The 24,566-nt window shown below is 46.3% G+C and carries 10 protein-coding genes; 7 read left to right on the plus strand and 3 right to left on the minus strand.

The genetic code is table 11. The features are described from left to right. The 3 genes from HY807_00065 to HY807_00075 form a co-directional block, all read right to left on the minus strand. Positions 1-6,384: hypothetical protein (locus HY807_00065; GenBank protein ID MBI4824804.1), on the minus strand; the 6,384-nt coding region annotated here is incomplete at its 3' end. Positions 6,385-6,424: 40 nt separating this feature from the next. Beyond that, on the minus strand, positions 6,425-11,182 hold the full coding sequence (locus HY807_00070) for an InlB B-repeat-containing protein (protein MBI4824805.1): 4,758 nt from the start codon (positions 11,180-11,182) through the stop codon (positions 6,425-6,427). A 332-nt stretch (positions 11,183-11,514) separates the two neighbouring features. After that, entirely contained in the window at positions 11,515-16,746 is a 5,232-nt protein-coding gene (locus tag HY807_00075) for an InlB B-repeat-containing protein (GenBank protein ID MBI4824806.1), read from the minus strand. A 278-nt stretch (positions 16,747-17,024) separates the two neighbouring features. Between HY807_00075 and uvrC the strand changes: the two genes are divergently transcribed. The 7 genes from uvrC to HY807_00110 all read left to right on the plus strand — a co-directional run bounded on the left by uvrC (position 17,025) and on the right by HY807_00110 (position 24,480). Next, positions 17,025-18,848 carry an excinuclease ABC subunit UvrC gene (uvrC, locus tag HY807_00080; GenBank protein ID MBI4824807.1) on the plus strand — a complete coding sequence of 608 codons (1,824 nt, stop codon included), beginning with the start codon at positions 17,025-17,027 and terminating at the stop codon, positions 18,846-18,848. Between the two features lie 106 nt (positions 18,849-18,954). Continuing rightward, on the plus strand, positions 18,955-19,746 hold the full coding sequence (locus HY807_00085) for a hypothetical protein (GenBank protein MBI4824808.1): 792 nt from the start codon (positions 18,955-18,957) through the stop codon (positions 19,744-19,746). Beyond that, a complete protein-coding gene (locus tag HY807_00090) occupies positions 19,746-20,174 on the plus strand; it encodes a YkgJ family cysteine cluster protein (protein MBI4824809.1) in 429 nt (142 codons plus the stop codon). Before HY807_00085 ends, HY807_00090 begins: the two co-directional genes overlap by 1 nt. Positions 20,175-20,183: 9 nt before the next feature. After that, positions 20,184-20,669 carry a hypothetical protein gene (locus tag HY807_00095; protein MBI4824810.1) on the plus strand — a complete coding sequence of 162 codons (486 nt, stop codon included), beginning with the start codon at positions 20,184-20,186 and terminating at the stop codon, positions 20,667-20,669. A 32-nt stretch (positions 20,670-20,701) separates the two neighbouring features. Next, positions 20,702-21,139 (plus strand): hypothetical protein, encoded by a 438-nt coding sequence (locus HY807_00100; protein ID MBI4824811.1) that lies wholly within the window; start codon positions 20,702-20,704, stop codon positions 21,137-21,139. 9 nt (positions 21,140-21,148) lie between these two features. Continuing rightward, the gene (locus HY807_00105; GenBank protein ID MBI4824812.1) at positions 21,149-22,762 is read left to right on the plus strand and encodes an NAD(P)/FAD-dependent oxidoreductase; all 1,614 of its coding nucleotides are present in this window, start codon (positions 21,149-21,151) and stop codon (positions 22,760-22,762) included. Between the two features lie 140 nt (positions 22,763-22,902). Then, a complete protein-coding gene (locus HY807_00110; protein ID MBI4824813.1) occupies positions 22,903-24,480 on the plus strand; it encodes a dehydrogenase in 1,578 nt (525 codons plus the stop codon). The last annotated feature ends 86 nt before the right edge of the window (positions 24,481-24,566 follow it).

A 24,566-nucleotide genomic window follows, 5' to 3' on the forward strand; every position in this document is an offset into this window, starting at 1 on the left:
CTGACAGTCAGGTATGCCGTCGTTATTGCCGTCAAAGTTCATATCGCTGCCGTCAGGCCCCTGCTCCTGTGTGTCGGCAACCCCGTCAGTGTCAAAGGGCGTATCAAAAAGAAGTACAGTTTCGCCGGTAAGGATACACGGCCTTCTCGACCAGTCGCTGTCAGGGCATAGCGTGGCGTCATACTCCCTGCTGTTGTATCTCTTTCTCACACCTATCATTGAATCAGGAGCGGATGTTATGTTTACCGTATCTCTGTTGCCCGTTTCAAGTATAAAGTCATACAGGCCGTTGCCTGTTATCGTATCGTTGTTGAATGTGAAGGTAGAGACTTCAGTGAGGTCAGCATCCGAGTTGATCGTCACTCCCCCTCCGTTAGATACGTTCGGGTATCCGCTGCATATATCCGGAGCTATGTTCCCTGTGATGGTGTTGCCCTGTGAATTGAATATTGTCTGCGCGTTGTAATACGGATTGCCCGGATCACGGGCATGCTCTGTCCCTATGTAGACACCTGCCCCTGCTGCCGCTTCGTTGCCGGATATGGTGTTGTTCAAAAGCGTGATGCTGTTTCTGCTGAAGCCGTTTGTTATGACTCCGATGCCTCCGGCATATGCAGGCCCGCCGAAGTCGTTATTCTGCACGAAACAGCCGTCAGTCTTGTTGTTCGTTATGGCGTTGTTCGATATGGTGGCTATGCTGCCGTTGTCATTCCCGTCGCTATAGAAGAATACACCTGCGCCGAACCTTGCCGTGTTGTCATGGATGTTGTTGCCATTTATTGTTGCGGTAATGGTCGTCCCCCATCCGTACGGCCTGAAGAGGATCGCACCGCTGTCATAGTCTGCATGGTTTCCGTATATCTCGTTATCAGTCAGTATCACCTCGATGTCTTCGTTTTGTGACATTACGACAAGCGCCCCGCCATCTGCGTAATCACCGGCCGCCAGGTTGTTTCTTAATATATTATTATGGAGTGTCAGCTTGATCCTGTTCTGCCTGCTGTCGTTGATTGCGTATATGCCTCCGCCGAAGCCTGATCGTCCGTTTTGAATAGTGATGCCTTGAATGGTAAGATCGAGGCCTGGTGTGGCGACCTGCGGGTTGATATGAAACACCCTGCCTGTATCGCTTCCGTCTATAACAGTAAGTGACGGGTCATCGCTTCTTGTCTCTGAATCAAAGTTCCACCCGCCTTCTAAGGTCAATGCCCCTCCATTAGGAACATTGAGCTGCTCAAAGTATGTCCCCTGTTCTATGAAGATAGAGTCACCGGGATGTGAGGCGTTTATAGCTGACTGTATGGCCTGATATTCATCAGGCACACAGCGGATAGAGGACGGGGTGCATACTGAAGGCAGTTCAACACATGTTGCTGAACAGCTCTTGTCAGCATTCATGGTAACTATCCCGTCAGCACAGTCAGCATCGCCGCTCCAGCCGGATATCAAATATCCCGCATTTGGTGCTGCGTTAAGTGTTACAGCAGTTCCTTCATCATATGCCTCTGAACAGTCTGCTCCGCAGTTGATGCCGGAAGGGGAGCTTGTAACAGTTCCGCATGCTGAAGTGACGGTCAATGTATGATTAGGCATAAATGCGGCGGTTACGGACTTATCTGTGGTCATGGCTACGATGCATGTGCCTGTGCCCGAACACCCGCTGCCGCTCCAGCCTGTGAATGCAGAGCCGGCCGAGGGCGTTGCTGTGAATGTGACAAAGGTCATATAGTTAAGTGTCTCAGTACAGTCGCCTCCGCAGTCAATGCCTGATGGTGAACTTGTAACTGTTCCGCTTCCTGTGCCGGTCTTGGTGACTGTTAAAGAGTAAGTGCTAAGTGGTGTAAATGTGGCTGATACAGATTTATTATCATCAATTAAAACCAGATATGTTTCGACGTTTGTGGAGTTGTTGGTAAGAGTTTTTATGCTGCCGGATCTTCTTGAACCTGGATTAACAAGGTTCTTGATGTTTTCCACCCAGCTTGTAATTTTATTTAAACCTGCACTTACAGGATTCCCGGTGTTCTCCACCCAGCCAGCAAATTTCCATCCCGGCTGCGGCACTGCTGTAAGTGTTACATATGTGTTGCCTGGAAATTGTTCATCGCAGTCACTTGAACATTGAATTTCCGGCAGCTCACCTGTCGCAGTATTATTGCCAACCATTTTCACGGAACCATTGCCAACTATCTCAACACTGAGGGCTTTTGCGAATATAGCTGTAACGATTTTGTCTGAATTCATTGTAATAATACAATTGCCTTTTCCGCTGCAATCGTCAAACCAACGATAAAAAAACCAGTCGTACCAGGGCTCAGCCCATAAAGTGACCACTGTACCTTCAGGATAATCCTCTTCACAATCACCAGCGCCACCGCCGCAATCGATTCCCTCTGGATCACTGATAACCTGGCCGACAACTCCGCGGTATATCTCAAGATGGTAATGCTTCTGCACTTCTGTGAATGTGGCGGTAGCATCAGTATAAGATGAAACAGTTATTATGCAATTGCCTGTGCCTGAACATCCCCCGCCTGACCAGCCATTGAATACAGACCACTTATCCGGAGTTGCCGTAAGTGTGATTGTTGTGCCGTTATTCACTGTTGCCGAACAATCGGAGCCGCAATAGATATCTCCTCCGCTGGCAATGACACCACTGCCGGTGCCGGTTATTTTGACATTTATAGTGCTCATGTCCTTAGAGGAGGAGTTAGTGGAATACTGAAGGTAATCGTATGGAAAAGCCTCATCCCCGCTATAAATAATATGTGCATTATTTGACGAATCAATATTTAATGAGGGGGGAGCAGAATAATAGCCATTAGTTCCGATCTCTTCCGCAACCCAATTTCCGGATAATGTAGAGGCGTACAACGGAACACTAAGGGATCCCACAACCCGATAGCCGGCAGCGTGAAAGCGGTTAAGTGAGTCTATTTTAATGGAACCCCACCACCCTGTAATGCCCGTAGTTTCTTTATGCCACGAGCCGGCGGAATAATACGCGTGGGTTAAAGCATTGGGTTGAGCAGTCCCGGTATAGTAAAAAATGTGCGGCGCATTAAAGGAATCAAGTAACATGAATATCTTCTTTATATTAAGTGTGCTTTCAATAGTAGATGCAGACCAGGTTCCTGATGAATTGGTTGCGTATGTTATGTCTCTCGAATTGTTTACTGAAGCGATGTGAACCTTGCCTAAGGCGTCTACTGCTAATGCTAATGACGTTAAATAATAGGTGCTGTCGCAGATAGTGTTTGTGTTTTCTTTAACTATCGCACCGTTTATCTCTGTAGCATAGACTAAGCAGTAAGGGTATTGTTTGGCAAAATAGAGTATATGCGGCTTATCTGAGGAGTCAATGACAAGCTGGCCGCCTTGATACTCGCCATTTAATGCTATATTTTTGTTAAGCCATCCCCCGGTAGAAGTTTTTTTAATATATCGAAGATCGTAAGATAGATCACTGACAAGAATGCCGGGGGTTTTTAATGAGTCCACTGCTATTACAGGAGCAATCGCGCCACCTCCCCCACCTAAATTTTTTAAACTCCAGGCTCCGGAGGCATTAGTCATATATTTAAGGGCAGGCAAGGGAGAATTTGCGTCGTCTATGTAAACGATGTGTAATTTGTCGGAGGAGTCTATAACACTCTGTGCATAGAAGTGAACTTTAACGCTCGCATCAAGGGTCTCTGTTCTCCAGACAGAGGGCGGAATGAATCTTGCGGTGACATTCTTGTCCTCGTTCATTTGAATACTGCATTCTCCTATATCGCTGCAAGCGCCTCCCCATCCGCTGAATAGCCATCCTGCAGATGGACTTGCCATCAGTTTTACCGTTGTCCCCTCAGCATAGCTCTGGGTACAATCACTGCCGCAATAAATTCCGTTAAAGTTCCAGGCAGCACCTTCTCCAACAGTGTTTACGGTGAGGGTGTGGAATATTTGTGTTGCCGATACAAATGTTGCCTTAACAGACTTTCCGGCATTCATTGTGACCTGACAAGTTCCTGTCCCGCTACAGCCGCTTCCTGACCAGCCTGTAAAAACATAACCTGCGCCGGGTAGGGCAGATAAAGCAACAACGGTGTTTACAGGATAAATCTCAGAACAGTCGGATCCGCAGTCTATGCCATTAGGAATGCTTTTTACAGAGCCTGTCCCTGCAATCCCCACACTCAGTAAATGGTCATTGGATGCCTGAGAAAGAAATGCATATTTTAAAGACATATAATTTCCGTCATAGTAACTTACGTGGATATTATCGGATGAATCCACTGCCATTGATGCTAACTTAAGATAAGACCCTATAATTTTGTCATCAACAACACCTGAAACCCATGCTCCTGTAACATTTGAAATATATTTGATTGACCCTTGTTGATACACAGTTCCATCCTGATATAGGATGTGAACATTATCAGATGGGTCAAGAACAATTTTAGGATGTCTTATATTATCGTTGCTGGATGATGTTTCGGGGAATGTCTCGCTTGTCCAGGCATCATTCTTTTTTACTGTATGCTGAAGGATTTTAGTGGTTATAGATGGAATTCCGCTCTTGAGGTAGACAAAATGAACATTATCATAAGAGTCGAGAGCCATGTCAAACCTGCCCTCATAGCTGTTTCCAACCTGTTCACTTACCCATTCGCCTACGGCATTAGTTATATGCATTATCATGAAGGTGCCGGACGTAGTGGAAATAAAGCCGATATGGACATTATCCAGGCTGTCAATAGCTATCTTGGAACTACCTGCTCCGGAATAAAGTATCTTATGCGTCCAGGCCCCGGTCGCATTTGTCACATAAGCCAGGCATTGAGGAGAGGAGGAAGCTGTGTATTTGCAACTATAGCTGATATGGACTTTGCCGGATGAGTCCAAAGCTATAGATGATTCCCCCGATATTTGTATGGCACTCTCTTTAATATCAACATTTTCAATCACCCATTTTCCATAAGCATTAGTTGCATATTTAGGGATTCTACTTCCTGAATCATAGTAACTGATGTGGACATAACCGTACCTGTCAACGGCAATTGAGGTTGCATCAGGAGAATAAACATGTGACAGGTTATCAATCACCTCTTTCCTCCATGTGCCGGAGGCATTTGAGGCATATGAAAGTTTGCCAAAAGTGGTATTTTTGCCGTCAGCAGAATTTATGTAACTGATATGAACATGTCCAGACGAATCAACAGCTATTGAATTACTGTTTCCGGAGCTGCTTCCGCTGTCAGCAAGCGAACCTGCCCAATTCCCGGAATGATTAGTAAGGTAGTTAAGTTTATTAGTTTCTCCGAACTTTGTTGAAACGTAAGCGGTGTGAACCTTGCCTGAGTTGTCAAGCGTCATTGAACATGAACCATATGGATTTATTGCGCCATTGGCAATAAGTTCAGTTGTCCAGGAACCGGAAGAATTGGTCACGTGTTTAATGGTTCCCGTATCCATTAATAAGAAATGGAGCTTGCCTGAAGGATCAAGACTGTTTCCTGATATATTTACACTGCTGGACTGGCCGGATAATGCATATTCCTTGATCCATGCCCCTGTCCGGTTGTTTGCGTAGACAAAATTTCTGGCCAAACCATCAGTTGTGTCAAGATATATAACGTGAGCCTTGTTTGAGCTGTCAATTGTGATTGACGGACTTCCAACATTGCCGCTGTTGTCTATGGTTGTAATATTCCAAAGGCCGGAGCTGTTAGTGGCATATTTCAGAATATCATCAATGTACATATCCAGATAAGCAATGTGTATCTTACCTGATGAATCAACTGCTATAGAACTCTGCCAGCCTGTCCTGCCGGTGTCAATGGTCTTGAAAACCCATGAGCCTGAGGCATTGGTTGCATACTTGAGATTTAAAGTGTATGAATGGTCACCGTTAATATCCACTGTGTCAATTGTCTCCCTATAGCTGATATGAGCTTTGCCTGCGGAATCGACAGCTATAGAAAGATCATTTCCCGATTTGACAACAGATTCTACTGTCCATGCACCGGATTTATTAGTTGCGTATAAAATCCCTGAGTCACGAGAGGGGAAAACGATGTGGAGATTGTCATCAGCATCCAGCGTAAAAGATATATCCATGGAAGAAGAGTATAGGCCTGCAACAGGATGGTCATAGATAGTTTCATAATGCCACTCATTGCCGTTGAAATAGGCATGATATAGACTATCTGCGCCATAAACAATATGAGGAATGCCATCACTGTCAACAGCGATTGCATGTTTGCTTATGTTCTGGAAAAATCTCGGGTCGTCTACAACTTCTGTTGTCCACGCTGCATCTGAGCGTTGCGGAAGAACAAATACCGCAGCCAACAAAAAGGCCAGAAGCATACTCTGTTTTATGAAATATTTCATTTTTGGTTAGCCTCCGGTAGAAGTTAAGTTTCAGTTCTTTTCATTTATCCTTTTTCCTGTTAAAAAAGATCATCATCGATATAAGACCGACGAATATAATTGATAACTTCGGATACTGCACACCATAAACCACCGGTGTAAGAGCGATCCTTGTGGTCACTCTTAATGAGTCATGCCTGCTGATGTAATCAGCTATCGGCGGGGAATTTTTGTAATAAAAACTTACAAATGCCTTTCCAATATAATTTGTCAAAAGATAACTATCCCTGAAATTCCTGAGAGCCATGACCTCAGGATCAAGATAGCTGCCGTATGCAGCTGTGGCTATGAAACATCCACCGCCGCCTCCGCCACCCGAACTGCTGCCGGATGATCCGCTGTCTGAACTTACACCCGGCCCGCCCTGATCTATTACTGTTCCATCAGCAATGAGGTCGTCATCACCCCTCTGGCCGTCAACAAAGTGTAACGTGATGATATTGCCGTTTATCTCAGCGCCTGTTGTGCCGTCATACATAAACTCATACCAGTGAGGTGAGGTGTTATCAGGTGTCGGGCCGTATTTGAAATATGTATTTACGTCAGCGCTCTCAATATATAAGGTCAATGTTGTAGCTCCGCCCGGTGTCAGGCCGATTATAGTGAAATCAAGGAAGCCGTATGGGAAGTCTGCGTCAGGCGCGTCATCTGGCGATGGATTGCCGTTTGCAGATACGTTGCTCAGAACTATCCCGTCAGGTGTTGCAAGTGTCACATAGTTTTGAGTATCAGCCGTGTAAAGAGACGCGACATTTCCCTGCTCAGAGTCAGGCGTGCCGTCATTGTTCCCGTCAAAGTTCGGATCGTTTGCGTCAGGCCCCTGTTCATTGATGTCAGGCACGCCGTCATCTTCATTGTCGAAATTAGACGGTGTCGCAAGGAATGCATGCCTTTCACCGTTATATGTTCCGTAACCTACGATCTGGCCTTTGTCATTTATTTCATATGCGTCTTCCAATCTCCATGGAGAACCCGCAGGCAAAAAGTAATTGAGCTTCTGCACCCCGTTGTCCTGGCTCCAGACAAATGCATGGTTCTCAAAAGGTATGCATGAACTGCTGCTTCCACTAACTACTATTTCTCCATCACCATTTATTATCCCACCACCAGATTCTAAACAAATACCATCCCCGGTGCTCGCCTGGCCGACTATCTGGCCGATATTATTCAGCCTCCTTATATTTAACGGCTCATTATCAAACAGGACTTCAATGCCAGCTGTTTTCTGCCACGCGAAACTGGTATAAGTTTGATTGGAACTAAAACTAAATATGGACCAGGAAGAAAAGTCATCCCCTACAACCAGGCCGTTATCATTTATATCTTTGGCATTGCTGCTGTTATAACCCTGTAAAGGCTCAAGGTCTGTCATGCCATTTATTTCATCCCACACATAAGCATGACCAGAAAGGTCATTTGCACAGATACAATCAGAGCAGTTAATAGGGCAATTGTACATTGAAGTGAAACCAACAATCTGGCCGGCCTCATTTATCGCCGCAGCTGAAGCTGTATAATTTCCTGCATAAAGAGGAAGCTCCCGCATCCCGTTTATCTCATTCCATATAAATGGATTACCCCATAGTCCGCCGCCTATATCCCCAACTACATGACCTGAATTATTGATGTCATTAGCGCTGCTGCTTACACCCGATGTGCCGATATCCTGCATCCCGTTTATCCTGTCCCATAAGAAAGCATGCCCTGTTGTGCCGCTTATTCTTGAATAACCAACCACCTGACCTGAATCATTAATAGCGTTTGCCTGACTGTATATAACACCAAGGTTCCCGAGATCCTGTATGCCGTTTGTCCTGTCCCATATAAAGGCATGACGCTTTCCGGTATCAGCGCTGTTGTATGATATCCCGACAACCTGCCCCAGCTTATTAACCCCATACGCCTCACTTCTGTTATCACCGGGCAATACGCCTATGTCGGTGATAACATATGATAGAGATGATGTGAAGGTTGCCGTAACATTTCTATCAGCATCCATTACTACTGCGCAATCGCCTGTTCCGGCGCAGTCTCCTGACCATCCGGCAAACTCCCATCCTGTTGCAGCCGCAGCAACCAGTGCAGCAGAATGACCTGCATTCATATCATATGTCTCACTGCAGTCAGCTCCGCAATCAATGCCAGCTTGAACGCTGGTAACTGTACCGCCCCCGACAACCTCAACATCAAGTGTTGCTATCTCAATAAAGATAGCTGTGACATGCCTGTCGGCATCCATTGATAACCCGCAAAAAGGGGTAATGGCGCCTGTGCAGTCACCGCTCCATCCGGCAAACTCCCATCCCGGGTCTGAAATGGCTGATAGAAATTCCAAGTTAATGCCGCCAACCTGACTGAAAATCTCACTGCAGTCATTGCCGCAATCTATTCCAGAACTTGTCACCCTTCCATTGCCGACAACATCAACAGAAAGAGTTACATCAGGCAGTTGTGTGAAATTGGCGGAGACAGACTTATTAGTGGTCATGGCTACGATGCATGTGCCTGTGCCGGAGCAACCGCTTCCGTTCCAGCCTGTGAATGCCGAGCCTGCCGCAGGTGTGGCTGTGAAAGTGACAAACGTCATATAGTTAAGCGTCTCAGAGCAGTCGTTTCCGCAGTTGATGCCAGAGGGGGAACTTGTCACAGTTCCGCTTCCTGTGCCTGATTTTGTGACTGTCAGATCATTTGTGTTAAGCGTAAATGCGGCGGTGACCGATTTTGCAGCGGTTATGCTGACAATGCATGTGCCTGTGCCTGAACATCCGCTCCCGCTCCAGCCCGTGAACGAAGAGCCTGTCAACGGCGTTGCCATGAGTGTGACAGATGTGCCGGAGTTAATAGTTTCAGTGCAGTCGCTTCCGCAGTCAATACCTGATGGGGAACTCGTAACCATGCCACTTCCTGTGCCTGTCTTTGTGACGGTTAAAGCATATATATTAGATCCGCAGGTGGCGGTGACAGACTTGTTAGCAGTCATATTCACCATGCATATACCTGTACCTGTGCATCCACTGCCGCTCCAGCCGGCAAAAGTTGAGCCTGTGTAAGGTGTGAAAGAGAGAGCTACTGTTGTGCCGTAATTATATGTTTGTGGACAGGTATAACCTGCAACAGCTACGCAAGCTTGGCCCTGATTACCCGGCGGATTGTACATTATTGTGCCGCATTGAGAAGAAAGGGTCAGAGTGTATGTGTTAAGTGCGAACGTGGCTGTGACAGATTTTGCAGCATTCATCGTGACAATGCATGTCCCTGTGCCGCTGCATCCGCCTCCGCTCCAGCCTGTGAATGAGTAACCCGTAGAAGTAGTTGCAGTGAGAGTTACCGCTGTGCCGTAATTGAAATTTTCAGGGCAAACAGCGTTCATGCCCGGAGAAGAGCTGCAGTTAATACCCGGCGGATTGCTTGTTATTGTACCTCCTGACGTAGTTTCAACGATCAGGCTATATGTGTTAAGTGCAAATGATGCTGTGACGGATTTATCCGAAGTCATGCTAATTACACATACGCCTGTGCCTGTACATCCTCCGCTCCAGCTTGTGAATGTAGAGCCTGTTGTCGGAGCTGCTACAAGGGTTACATTAGTACCGTTGGGAAATTGTCCGGAGCATGTTGTTGGGCCGCAAATTAAACCGGCAGGAGAACTTCCTACCGTTCCGCTTCCAGAGCCCGCGAGGTTAACTGAAAGAGTGTAAGTGTCCGCACTCTGCCATACAGACGGCCCGCCTGCAAGAGGATTATTTACCCATGGATCAGTGCAGAGAACTCCGGGATTGGTTATTGCAACATCCGCACAGTTCCAAGATTTGGAAGTACTGAAGGGGCCGTCACAATTATAATCACAGTACTCCAGACTGCCGTTATTTTGATGTATGGAAGAATCAGTAATAATCTTCTGGCCCGTACCTTCATCAAGCTTCCAATAGCTTAGCAGACCGGCGTTTCCCATTCCGCACTGACCTGTGCCTGGAACCAGTTCCGCAGTCTTGCAAGCAACAATATCAGCCATTGACCTCGCAGTGCCCCAGAAACGCAGATCATCAATAATAAGCTGGCTTTTAACATTGGGGCTTGGCATACTGGGTATCCCCCACAGAGCCGGCCCGATAGTCGGCGACCTTGCAATCATCTCATATGAATTTCCTAGCGATTCAAGCTGTCTACTTCCTACTGTCCCGCAATCTCCATAAACCCCATTAACATAAATATCCATATGAGGTGACTGTGCCCGGGCACCTATCGAACCCGCAGCAGTACAATCTGCGTGAGCATTAGGGCCGGTTGAATGATCCTCTTTAGTAAATACAGCTGCCATATGTGTCCATATGTTGGGTGCAGCTGCAGTTCCAGCAGGAGCCCTGACCATGTATGCTGTGGCTACGTCTGGGTACTTTACTGCAAAATTTGCTCTTCCTGATGCCCACCAGATATTAAAGCCTACAACGTCTTCTCCGCGGCCAAAAATATTGTGAATTCCAGGTGAATTATTTAATGCAGGGTATAAACCATATATCCAAGCTTCAATCGTAAACTCCATACCAGCCATGCTTGGGATACTTTGGCCAAGAGCCACATAGCCTACCTCAGGTGATGTCCCGGTATTTGGAGGGTTAATACTGAAGTCTGTTGCCCAATCCCCGTTGTCTACGGGTGCTGAAAAGGCGGGCAGGGAAAAGCCGAATAACAGCGCCAATGCGAAGATCGGCAGGATAAAACTCTTCATAAAGAACAGGGTAAATAACTTTTCTCTTTTCACAATGCTCTCCTTATATTTTTATGGTTATATATTTAATTAAACTCTTATAAGGCAGAATCCGTGCCATTATTGAGGCAAACAAAATTTACGCTAATAAATTAAAGGGATATGGAGCCATGCTCCGGCAAATCCCCTTAGGTCAAAGGATGCAAGGTTTCTTTACGGAATCTGGTAAAAAAAGTGCAACAGACTGTAATAAAGCAATTATTCTTAGTTGCAACCATTGTGTTGAAAGCAAGAATCCTTGCATCCCTTATCAGGCTCGTTCTTCTTCAAGCACTTACCCGGCGATTAAATGTAAGAAACACTTTCAGTCAATTCATTACTAACTATTATCTGCTTCTTCTCGTTGTGTAAAAAACTACCGATGCAATAAAAACAAAGAAGATCAACGCTGTCTTCGGATACTTCACCCCATAGACCACCGGAGTGAGAGCGATTCTTGTTGTAACCTTTAAGCCTTCATGCCTGCTGATATAATCAGCTATCGGCGGGGAATTCTTGTAATAGAAACTTACAAACGCATTGCCGATATAATTTGTCAAAAGATAGTTATCCCTGAACTTTCTCAGAACCATGACCTCAGGATCAAGATAACTGCCGTATGCAGCAGTGGCTATGAAACATCCTCCTCCGCTGCTGCCTCCACTACTACTACCTGTCTCCGGACTCGGTTCTTCTACCGGAACTGCCTCTGGAGTCTGTTCTACCCCAGGCCCTCCCTGGTCTATTATTGTTCCATCAGCAATGAGATCATCATCACCCTTTTGCCCGTCAACAAAATGAAGTGTAATAATATTGCCGTTTATCTCAGCGCCTGTTGTGCCGTCATACATAAACTCATACCAGTGAGCTGTATGGTTATCCGGTGTGGGGCCGTACTTGTAATATGTGAGAAGTGTCGGCCCGTCTGTGTAAATGGTCACAGTCACGCTTCCTGAGACATTATCAATCTTAAATTCAAAGAATCCGTACGGGAAGTCATGTGCGGGCGCATCAGCAGGTGAAGGGTTTTCAGTCACCTTAAGGTCTCTCAGCACTGTGCCGGCAGGAGATGCAAAGGTTACATATTTGTAAATATCCTTGTAAATATACAATGACTTGACATTGTCCTGCTGGCAATCAGAGACGCCGTCATTATTGCCGTCAAAGCCCAACGTGCGGATACCCTCTTTCTCTCTAAGAAGGTCTTTACCCGACATCTTTAAGCCCTGAACAAGACCCGGCGCTGTTGTGGCATGCATAAGGGTGGAGTAACATCCCATATTTTTCTTGTAGCTGATATGCACGTCATCGGATGAGTCAATCGCAATCGCCCCACCACCTCCCTGTCCCCAGACATCATCAACTACATCAACAAGCTCTGTGATCCATGAACCTGAGCTGTTTGTGCTATATAACAGATCTGTTTGATTAGTATGATAAATATGGCTATTGCCTGAAGAATCTAAAGCTATTGATGTAAACTGGCCGACGTTTTCATTGCTATCAACCACATTAATCACCCATGAGCCGGAGGTGTTTTTCGCATATTTCAAAATTTTTACCGAAGAACCTGTAACGTACCCCATATAACTAAAATGCACCTTATCCTGTGAATCAATTGCTATCGAGTTATAGGCGCCCGCAGTTACTTCGCTGTCCACTGTCTCTGTCACCCATGTACCAGATGCATTTGATGCATGCTTCAAACCTAACCGCGAGATGCTATAACCTATATGAATCTTATCCAGTGAATCAACAGCTATCGAGACGCTACCTGCTGAACCTGGCTCCTCCAATATCTCTGTCACCCATGAGCCGGTGGCATTCGTCATGTACTTTAAAGATCCCGGACTTTCATAATAAACCACATACGCGTTATCAAGCGAATCTATCGCAATAGCATTAGAGTATCCGGTATTTATATTACCATCCAGCGTCTCAGCAACCCATGAACCCGAGGCATTTGATGCATACTTGAGTGTTCTGCTGGAATAATTCTGGTAAGTGATATGTATCTTGCCTGATGAATCAATTGCCATTGAAGTGTCTGTCGACCAGGTTCCGAGATTACTGTCAACAGTCTCAACAATCCATGCACCTGAAGCGTTTGTCGCATACATAAGTTTCTCGCTCGGATATCCTTTGTAATAGCTGATATGCAGGCTGCCTGATGGATCAATAGCTATTGAATTGAAATCGCCAATGACTGTATCACTGTCAATAGGTTCTGTTATCCACTTGCCGATCGCCTCAAATGTCACAGGTATGGACTCGTCCTGGCTTATGGTCACAGCACAGCTTGACATCCCGCTGCAATGCCCGGCCCAGTCACTCACAAGCACCCATCCGTCAGCAGGTACAGCAGTAAGTGTGACTGTTGTGCCTTTTTCATAACGTTCGCTGCAGTCGCTGCCGCAGTTGATACCTGAGATATTGCTTGTTACAGTGCCATTGCCATTTTTAACCACTTCAAGGTTAGCATCTGTCCTGAGAGAAAAGTTGCCAGTAACATTTGTATCGCTATCCATCGTTACCACACATGTACTTGATGAACCGCTGCATGCCCCGCTCCAGCCAGTAAATATCCAGCCGGGATCATAAGTTGTTGTAGCTGTAAGTGTTACGGCAGTGCCCAGAGCATAAAGCCTGGAACAAGATACTGAACCGCAGTTTATTATTTGTGCAGGATTGGGATTAATATTAATACTGCCTGTGCCGCTTTGAGTGACAGTAAGTAACGCATGTGTATAGGTAAAATCGGCATTGACAGACTTATCTGTGGTCATGGCTACAATGCATGTGCCTGTGCCTGAGCATCCGCTTCCGCTCCAGCCCGTGAATGTCGTGCCTGTTGCAGGAGTTGCCGTGAAAGTGACAAACGTGAGGTAGTTTAGCGCCTCGGTACAGTCGCTTCCGCAATTGATGCCCGAAGGAGAGCTCGTTACTGTTCCGCTTCCGGTGCCTGTCTTACTGACCGTCAAATTATAAAGTGAAGAGGAAAGCGTAAATGTAGCAGTGACAGATTTTGCAGAAGTAATGGCTACAGTGCATGTGCCTGTGCCTGAACATCCGCTCCCGCTCCAGCCCGTGAATGTAGAGCCTGTTACAGGTACTGCTATGAGAGTGACAGATGTGCCTGAGCTGTATGTCTCTGAACAATCTGATCCGCAATTGATTCCAGATGGAGAACTCGTAACTGTTCCGCTTCCTGTGCCTGTCTTGCTGACGGTCAAATTATAAGATGAAGAGATAGATGAAAATGTAGCTGTAACAGATTTTGCAGAAGTCATGGCTAAAGTGCATGTGCCTGTGCCTGAACATCCGCTTCCGCTCCAGCCTGTGAATGTAAAGCCTGTTGCAGGAGTTGCTGTGAGAGTGACAGATGTGCCTGAGCTATATGTCTCTGAACAATCTGATCCACAGTTTATACCTGCTGGATTACTTGTAATACTGCCTGTGCCGTTTTTAGTGACAGTAAGAATTGGAATTTGAAGCTGGGTAAAATTGGCATAAACGACTTTGTCACTATTCATTGTTACGATACATGCCCCTGAACCGCTGCAGTTACCGCTCCAGCCTGTAAATGTAGCGCCTGTCATAGGCGTGGCTGTCAGCGTGACCGCTGTGACCTCAGCATAAAACTCAGAGCAGTCAGCCCCGCAGTCTATACCCGCAGGAACACTTGAAGTACTGCCACTGCCGTAATTTCTGACATTTAATACCGGGATGATCCCTCTGAACCTTACACTGACAGATTTAAATCCATCCATTGTGAGGATACAATCACCTGCGCCAAAGCCATCACAATCACCACCCCAACTAAATGTATAACCAGGATATGGAGTAACAGTTAAAGTAACCTCAGTGCCGTAAGGAAAACCCATACTACAGTCGCCCAGCGGGCAGTTAATACCTGAAGGAGTACTTGTCACTATGCCTTGAATATTATAAATAGAAATAGCAATCTCCTGAAGCTTAATGAAATTGGGAATAACGTTTGTATCGCCATTCATCGTAACGACACAATTACCCGAACCGCTGCATGCCCCGCTCCAATTGCTGAATGACCAACCGGCTTCAGGTGTGGCCATCAGGGTAACCGCTGTGCCCTGAGCATAAAACTCAGAGCAGTCAGCACCGCAGGCTATACCTGCAGGAGTGCTTGCAACACTGCCGAAGCGGTTTTTTGTGACACTGAGGTTCGGATTGATCCCGTTAAAATTGGCAGTAACGCTTATGTCACTATTCATCGTTACAATACATTCACCGGAACCGCTGCAGTCGCCGCTCCAGCCTGTGAATGCCCAGCCTGCACCCGGTGTGGCTGAAAGTGTTACTGTACTGCCTATAGCATAAAATCCATAGCAGTCAGAACCGCAGTCAATACCTGTAGGAGCGCTTGTTACGTTCCCTGTCCCTGTTCTGGTTACCGTCAAGGCAAAGCCGCTTCCACCGGACCTCTCATATGCTCCCATATCCGGCGAAGCGCCATTTACTCTGGGGTTGCCATCTATGTCAGTCAACGGCAATCCGGGTGCGCTGCTGCTGCCTTTATCTATTACAGGAGAACCGTTCTGCAGAGAATATATCCCATAGGTTGGATCGAGAAAGAGCGGGGCTATGTTATTAAGATTGCTCGGTTCAACAGGAGTAGGGACACAACCTGTGCTCCACTCAAAGTCATTGTTGTGGATGTTTGCTACGTTGACATATATATAAAGGTCATTACACTGATAATCAGCACTGTTGTTCCAGATAAGATTATTATAGATATCAGCTGTTCCTATGGTGCCGTAGTATTTGGCAATTTGTACCCCACCGCTTTCATAATCTGCGTAATTACCGGTTATCGTATTATTTATTAAAGTGACTTTTGAAATAGTTCCCCTTACTTCAGAAATGGATATTCCGCCGCCTTCATAACCAGAGGTGTTGTTGCTGATGATATTACTAATAACGTTTACAGTAGAGATAGTCCCAGAAATTAAGATCCCACCGGCATCATAACCAGAGGTATTACTGCTGATGATATTATTGATAACGTTTACAGTAATGATAGTCCCCAAGCCGCTGGAAATTAAGATCCCACCGCCATTATAACCAGCACTGTTATTTATAATTATATTGTTATTCAGAGTAACTGTATTCATACTCGTAGTATCACTAGAAATATACATACCTGCGCCGTCATCATTACCGTTCTGAACAGTAATCCCTTCCACTGTTAGGTCAGTGCTGTTGTTTTTGCCATATAATGTTAGAACTCTCCCGTTATTACCGCCGTCCAGCACTGTATTGGCAGGGCTAATCACCCTTGTGGCGCAGCCGGTGGTATAGCCGCCTTTTATAATAAGGTCATATGCTTCAGTAGAAGCAAATGTAAAATGACCTGCATAATACCCCTGAATGATCTGAACTGTATCGTCCTTACTGTTACTTTGAGCAGCGCTCAGAGCTGCCTGCAATTCTGCAGCAGTGCTTACACACACCACTTGTTCAACTGCATAGGATGTGTTTAACAACAGGCCAAAGAAAATAACAGCAGAAATAGTAACCATCCCTAAAAATTTCTTAAACATGACTCCTCCATAATTCGTTCTTAGTTATTAAATTTTGGTTAACATTGTTTATTTAAAAATGCATTCTAAATGCCTGAGCCATATTCACCGAACGTTCACACATATGATTATTAAAGAAAATTATAGTTTTATTGCCAGATTATTACAAGATAAATATTTGATTAGCATTTAGATAAGTTACTGGCTAATAATGATTATAAATTACCGCCATTGTCGGTTTGAAATTTCATAACCTGAGATGTAAATTTGCTTTTCCTGACATAGGTTATAATTAACCTATGGATTTCACAAACAAACTCCGTCAGGCCCCCACTTCTCCCGGCATCTATATAATGAAAGGGGCGAAGGAGAAGACGATCTATGTCGGAAAGGCGAAGAACCTCAGCAACAGGCTCAGGTCATACTTTCAGAAGTCCGCGGCGCTTGATAACCGCAAGGCTAAGATGGTCGAGGAGATCAGGGACTTTGAATATATCGTTACGGAGAACGAGATAGAGGCGCTTGCGCTTGAGGCAAACTTCATAAAGCAGTTCAAGCCGAAGTTCAACATAATCCTGCGCGACGACAAGAACTACCCGTACCTCAAGCTCACTTTGAACGAGACATGGCCGAGGCTCGAAGTCGTTAGAAAGATAGATAAGGACGGTTCGCTCTATTTCGGCCCGTATGTAGTTTCAGGAATTATGCGGGAGATGCTCAAGTTCATAGAGCACAGCTTTCCGATCAGGCCCTGCAGGTATAATCTTGATAAACCTATGAGGCCATGTGTCCAGCACCAGATGTCCAAATGCCTCGCGCCATGCGACAAGTCAAGGCGCTCAGACAAAGACCATGACCTTTATATGAAGACGGTGAATGAGGTGAAGTTCTTTCTCATGGGCGAGAAGAAGGAGCTCTTATCAAGCCTTCATCACAGGATGGCGTCCCTTTCCGGCGAGCAGAGGTATGAAGAGGCAGCGCAGGTCAGGGATACTTTGAGCAATATAGAAAGGGCATGGGAGTCGCAGCGCGTCATCGCACCGGAGCTTGGAGATATGGACGTCATCGGACTCTTCAAGGAAGATAACGAGGCGCTCGTCTTTATGCTCTTTATAAGGCACGGACAGGTCATAGGGCAGAAAGACTTCTTCCTGAAGAACACAGACGACATTGAGGAGGCCGAACTTATATCAAGCTTCATTGAGCAGTTCTATTCAAAGGAGTTAATCATCCCGCCGAGGATAGTCATTCCAATCAATGCTGACCTTAAGGTTGAGAAAGAGTGGCTTACTAATAAGAGGGGCAAAGCTGTCAGCCTCTCATACGCAAGAGGAGAGCACGAAAAGAAGGTGCTCAATATGGCAAATGAGAACGCACTATTTGCGCTTAGCAAACACAAAGACAGGAAGGTTGACACAACGCTTCTCTCTCTGAAAGAGCTTCTGAAATTAAAGAATCTCCCGCAAAGGATAGAGGCGGTCGATATATCAAACATCTCAGGCTCTGAGGCGGTCGGCGCTTTTGTGGTGTGGGAGGACGGCGAGTTTATCAAAGACGATTACAGGGCCTATAAGATAAGAACTGTGAAAGGCATCGATGACTTTGCGATGATGGAGGAAGTTATCAAAAGGCATATGAAGGCCTTTGCAGAAGAAGACAGAGAGATGCCGCAGCTTATACTTATTGACGGCGGCAAGGGACAGCTTAAGTCTGCGATGAACGCAATGAAAGAGCTTGACGTTTCTTTTGATATAGCCGCAATAGCAAAGGCAAAGACCGTTAAAGATAAACAGGAGCCGGACAGAATATTTTTGCCCGGCAGGAGAGACGCTATCCCATTAGACCCTTTCATGCCGTCAACTCATCTTCTTCAGAGAATACGCGATGAGGTTCACCGTTTTGTAATAACCTTTCATAAGAAACTCCGGACAAAGAGGACGCTCAGATCCCCGCTTGAAGATATAAAGGGCATCGGCAAGACAAGAAGGCTTGCGCTCCTGAGGCATTTCGGCGGCCTTGATGCGATAAGAAAGGCATCGGTTGAAGAGATAGCCGGGCTGAAGGGGATGAACAGGAAGATTGCGGAGCTGATAAAGACATCACTCAAACAATCCCCTCTTTGACAACCAACAGTAGGTGCTTTAAGCAAGAGGGGCAAGGGGAGATTTTACAATTTAAAAATCCCCCTCAATCCCCCTTTGTTTAAGTGGGAAGAAAACCCGACAAGATATGAATATAAACGAGCTGAGAAAGATAGGCAAAAGATTGATAACAGAGATACCGCCGCTTCTTGATGAACTCCGAAAGGGAGAACCCATCGGCAAAGGCGCGGGCGGTGACAAGACCTTTCCGATAGATAAAAAGGCAGAGGACATAATAATCGAAGAGGTTGAGAGATCAAATAAGCCGATAACAATTATATCTGAAGAGTGCGGGGTGAAAGAGATAAACGGCGGCGGGCAGAGGCTGCTCATCGACCCGATAGACGGAAGCAGGAACGCCATAAGCGGGGTTGCGCTATTTTCAACATCTATCGCGCTTGTCCAGGGCGACATGGTTGGAGAAACGTCCATCGGATACATCATAAACCTGACGAGCTGTGACGAGTACTGGGCGATAAAAGGTGAGGGAAGTTTTTTGAACAACCGGCAGATAAGCACACAGCAGGATGATGACATGAAGGCGATCGCCTATGAGACGCAGACTCCAAGAATTGATATACCAAAGATCATGCCTCTGATTTCGCTCTACAACAGGGCAAGATGCTTCGGCTCCACAGCTCTGGACATGGCGTTCCTCGCGCAGGGCGCATTGAGCACATTCATAATCCCGTACCCGACAAGGAGCTTTGATATGGCTGCCGGTTATCTTCTTGTAAAAGAGGCAGGCGGCGTCATAACAGGCCTTGATGGAAATGATATAGGCAAGACTGTCATCGGCGTAAACAGAACCACCCCGCTCCTTGTTTCCGCAAATATGAAACTGCATAATAAGGCGTTAGAAGCATTAAGAAATAAATAATGAGCAAGACAAGGAAAGCAAATAAAACATTCTACAAAGACGGAATCCGCTTTGAATGCCGGGGCTCGGGAAGATGCTGCACATCAAGGGGTGTCTATGGATTTATATATCTCAACCTTGAAGAGAGAAGGCGGCTTGCGGAGCATCTCGGAACCTCCACGCTTCAGTTCACAAAAAGATACTGTGACAAACTGCACGGCTATTTCCATCTCAAAGAGCCGGACAAAGACTGCCGTTTTCTTATAGATAAAAAGTGCACGGTCTATGAGGCGCGGCCGCTTCAGTGCAGAACATGGCCCTTCTGGCCTGAGAATATGAATGCCAAGGCATGGGAGAGTGAGGTAGCGCCGTTCTGCGCCGGGGTTGGAAAGGGAAGGCTTTATACTGCCGAAGAGATCAAAGAGATACTTGATAAACATAAGGAATAGATAATAACGATGAATATGGAAAGTTCACATGAATATATTAATGATTTTATATATCTTGTAATACGGCCTGATAAAAGCAGTGGCGAAAAGACGTTGCTTTATTGTTCGGGTGTTAATTACGACCGTTTTTATCCGATCACAAAAGGCCGCCACCGCGCCTGCGCAAACCCTGCAATGCGCGGGCTTCAGCTTACGAACCTGGAGATCAGCGCGCTCGCGATCTCAAAGGGCGCGACTCCAAAAGCGGTCAAAGAAAATCTCTGCACAGGAACCGCTCCGACAAAAGAGTTCTGGCATACAGAACGCCTGCTGATAGAGAATGCGCCTGAGTCACTGCCCGATGAGATGATAGAATACGGGGTCATCACGCTCATGAAGAAATTCATACATGCCATGCTGCTTGAGGATACCCCGCCTGATAAACTGCTCACACCTGATGAGCTTCAGGTTTTTCTTTATTCCATGTGCGATAAATACGGCACGCAGGGAAGATAAAATAAGAATATGCCAGACAAAAGGAGAAGGTCATGAAATTGCCGGAGTATATAACTGTTAAAGAAGTAAGAAGGGTCTGCAAAAAACTTGGTTTGAGAGACTGGTCAGCACTGACAGAGCCGAATATCACAAAAGCAGAAGCAGCAGTGATACTTAAAGCCGTTAACACTCAAAAGATGGATATCCCTCTTGAGGACTTCATGCAGGGATTGGAAGTCGAACTTGAACACGGCACGAGATATGAAGACGCGAATGTCACCAACAACCATCCTGTCATAACCGGGAAGATAGTTTTAGCACATCTTAAAGAGAGCATGGATTACTACAAAAGGATCGATGTCGCTGAGATAGAGGGCGACCTGTTGCAGGCTATCTTAGCCAAAGACATCAAGAAGATAGAATCTAAATATAAAAAGCTCATCAAAGCGCAAAAAGCGCTGAATCAGGCTGTTGCCAGACAGATGAAGTGAATTAAGACATTGTTAAGACTGACTGAACTCAAACTCCCGTTCGATCATCCTGTAGAAGAGCTAAGAGCTGCTATTATCAGGAGGCTCGGCATCTCTGATGCTGACCTTATTAACTACACTATCTTTCGGCGGGGCGTTGATGCGCGCAAACCGTACGCAATTTTATTCGTATATACGCTGGATATTGAAGTTCGCAATGAAGCAGTGGTGCTTGAGAGGTTCAATAAAGATCCGCATCTCAGGCAAGCTCCGGACATCAGTTATCATTTTGTCGCTCATGCTCCCAAGACACCCTCTTCACGTCCGGTCATAGTCGGCACAGGGCCCGCCGGGCTCTTCGCAGGGCTGATACTCGCGCAGTCAGGTTTTCGTCCGCTGATACTGGAGCGGGGCAAGGCAGTTCGCGAGCGCACTAAAGACACTTTTGAGCTTTGGCGCAAGGGCGTACTTCATCCGGAATCTAATGTGCAGTTTGGCGAAGGCGGGGCAGGGACATTCTCTGACGGCAAGCTGCATACACAGATCAGAGATCCGAAGCATTATGGCAGAAAAGTGTTAGAGGAATTCGTCAAGGCAGGCGCGCCTCCTGAGATACTTTATGTGAGCAAACCCCACATCGGCACATTCCGCCTCGTCGGGATAGTTGAGAAGATGCGGGCGACAATACAATCTCTGGGCGGCGAGATCCGCTTTGAGAGCCGTGTGGACGACATTAAGATCAAGGACGGACAGGTGAGTGGCGTGACACTGGCAGGTGGTGAAGATATCGCAACCGATCATCTCATACTCGCGATCGGGCACAGCGCGCGCGACACCTTTGAGATGATCCATAGAAATGGTATTTATATCGAGCCTAAACCTTTCTCTATCGGATTGCGTATCGAGCATCCGCAGTCGCTCATAGACCAAAACCGCCATGGCAAGAGCGTAAACAACCCTCTTCTCGGGGCAGCAGATTATAAACTGGTTTATCACGCAAGCAACGGCCGTTCGGTCTACACCTTCTGCATGTGCCCCGGAGGAAAGGTAGTTGCGGCAGCCTCTGAACCCGGTCGGGTTGTGACAAACGGCATGAGCCAATATTCGCGCAATGACAGCAACGCAAACAGCGCCATAGTTGTGGGCATCTCACCTGAGGACTATCCGGACGGCCCGCTTGGGGGTATGGAGTTTCAAAGGTTCTGGGAATCGCGCGCATTTGAACTTGGCGGAAGCAATTACCAGGCGCCTGCGCAACTTGTCGGTGATTTTCTGGCCTGCCTACCGGCAGGCAAACCTTCTACCAAATTAGGCACGGTGCAGCCCTCATACGCACCCGGTGTTCATCTCTGCGATCTAAACACAGCCCTGCCGGATTACGCTGTGGCTGCGATACGCGAGGCTTTGCCTGCATTCGCAAAACAGATCAAAGGATTTGATCTTGTAGATGCCGTGCTGACCGGGGTTGAGACGCGAACCTCTTCGCCGATACGTATCAAACGGAATGACGATGACCTGCAAAGCGTAAACACAAAAGGCTTATATCCCGCAGGAGAAGGCGCAGGTTATGCGGGCGGAATACTCTCTTCTGCCGTGGATGGGATCAAGGTTGCGGAGGCAGTTGCCTTGAGCATGATGGGCTGATTTCATTCGAACAAAACCTATGGCCGAACTTACAGAGCGTATATAATATTAAGATTTATTAGTGTCATTCTGGCTTGTCCAGAATCGTTCTAAAAAGATTCTGGACAAGCCAGAATGACAGATACATCAATGGAGACATTTTGGATCTAATAATAAGCAAACTGCGGATACACGTTGAGAAAGACGGGATAGATGAATACATAAAAGCCGCTTCAGAAAAACTTGGGCTAAGTAATGACAGCATAAGGCTCACTAAGATACTGAGCAAGTCACTTAACATAAGCAATAAAGAAGCATTCTACTATGAACTGTCAATTGTTGTAAGTCTTCCTGAAAGCTTCGACAACAAAGCAAACCTTCCCCTATACACTGAGAAGATAACGCCTCACAAAAACCCGATCACCACCAAAGAGAGGCCAATCATAATAGGCTTCGGCCCTGCAGGAATTTTCGCGGCTCTTGAGCTTATCGAACATGGGATAAAACCCTTGATATTTGAAAGAGGCAAAAAAATAGAAGATCGTTCAATTGATGTTCAGAGATTCATTAAAGAGCGGAAGCTTGACCATGAATCCAATATCCAGTTCGGCGAAGGCGGCGCAGGGTCATACTCTGACGGAAAGCTCTTTGCGAGGATAAAGAATTCGTATGCCGCAAACAAAGTACTGGATACATTTATTAAGTTCGGAGCGCCTGAAGAGATCGGCTACATCCGCAAGCCGCACCTTGGGACAGACGTCTTGTGCAGGATCGTGAAGAACATCAGGAACTATATTCTCGATAGAGGCGGTGAGATACACTATGGTTCAAAGATGACCAACCTGATCATTGCAGACGGCAGAGCATCAGGCGTTGTGATAAACGGTGGTACAGAATATCGTTCTTCAATGATATTCATTGCGCTCGGACATTCCGCACGTGATACATTTGAGATGATCTATGGAAAAGGTGTTGCCATGGAGCAGAAGCAGATATTCGTCGGCACAAGAATAGAGCACCCTGTTGAGATCATAAACCTCATGAGATATGAAGATAAATATAAGGACTATCCGAAGATCGGAGCCGCGCTTTATTCCCTTAACTACACCGACAAAAAAACAGGACGAGGTGTCTACACATTCTGCATGTGCCCCGGAGGCGAGGTGGTGAATGCTTCATCTGAAGACGGCATGCTGGTCGTGAACGGCATGAGCTACGCAAGCAGGTCATCGCAATTCTCAAATTCAGCTATCGTCGCAACGTGCCATACGAATGATTACGGATCAACCCATCCTTTGGCAGGCATTGAGTTCCAGAAAGCTATCGAGCGGAAGGCGTTTGATGCAGGAGGTCGAGATTGGAAAGTCCCTGCACAGAACCTGATAGATTTTCTGAACGGGAAGATATCTTCCAACCTGAATAAAAATTCCTACAAGATGGGCGCTGAACCTGTTCCCATGAATACGATTCTCCCGGGCTTCATCAACGAGGCGCTCTTGATCGCGTTCAATCACTGGAGAGAAGATTATCCGTTATTTGTCTCAGAACATGCAATATTGTTGGGCGCTGAAACAAGAACTTCCTCTCCTGTAAGAATTATGCGCAATGAAAAATATGAGTCAGTAAATATAAAGAACCTCTACCCTATCGGCGAAGGCGCAGGCTACGCAGGCGGCATAACGAGTTCAGCCGCTGATGCGATAAAGGCTGTGGAGTGCAGCTTGAAGGCATATTCATAGTTGTATTTGCTTACTCATACAACTATAATTTTCTTATTCCAGAAAATACGGGCGACAGTCTTTTAATTATCAGGCGAAGAATATCA

Source organism: Nitrospirota bacterium (genome assembly GCA_016207885.1).
Lineage (GTDB): Bacteria > Nitrospirota > Thermodesulfovibrionia > UBA6902 > UBA6902 > JACQZG01.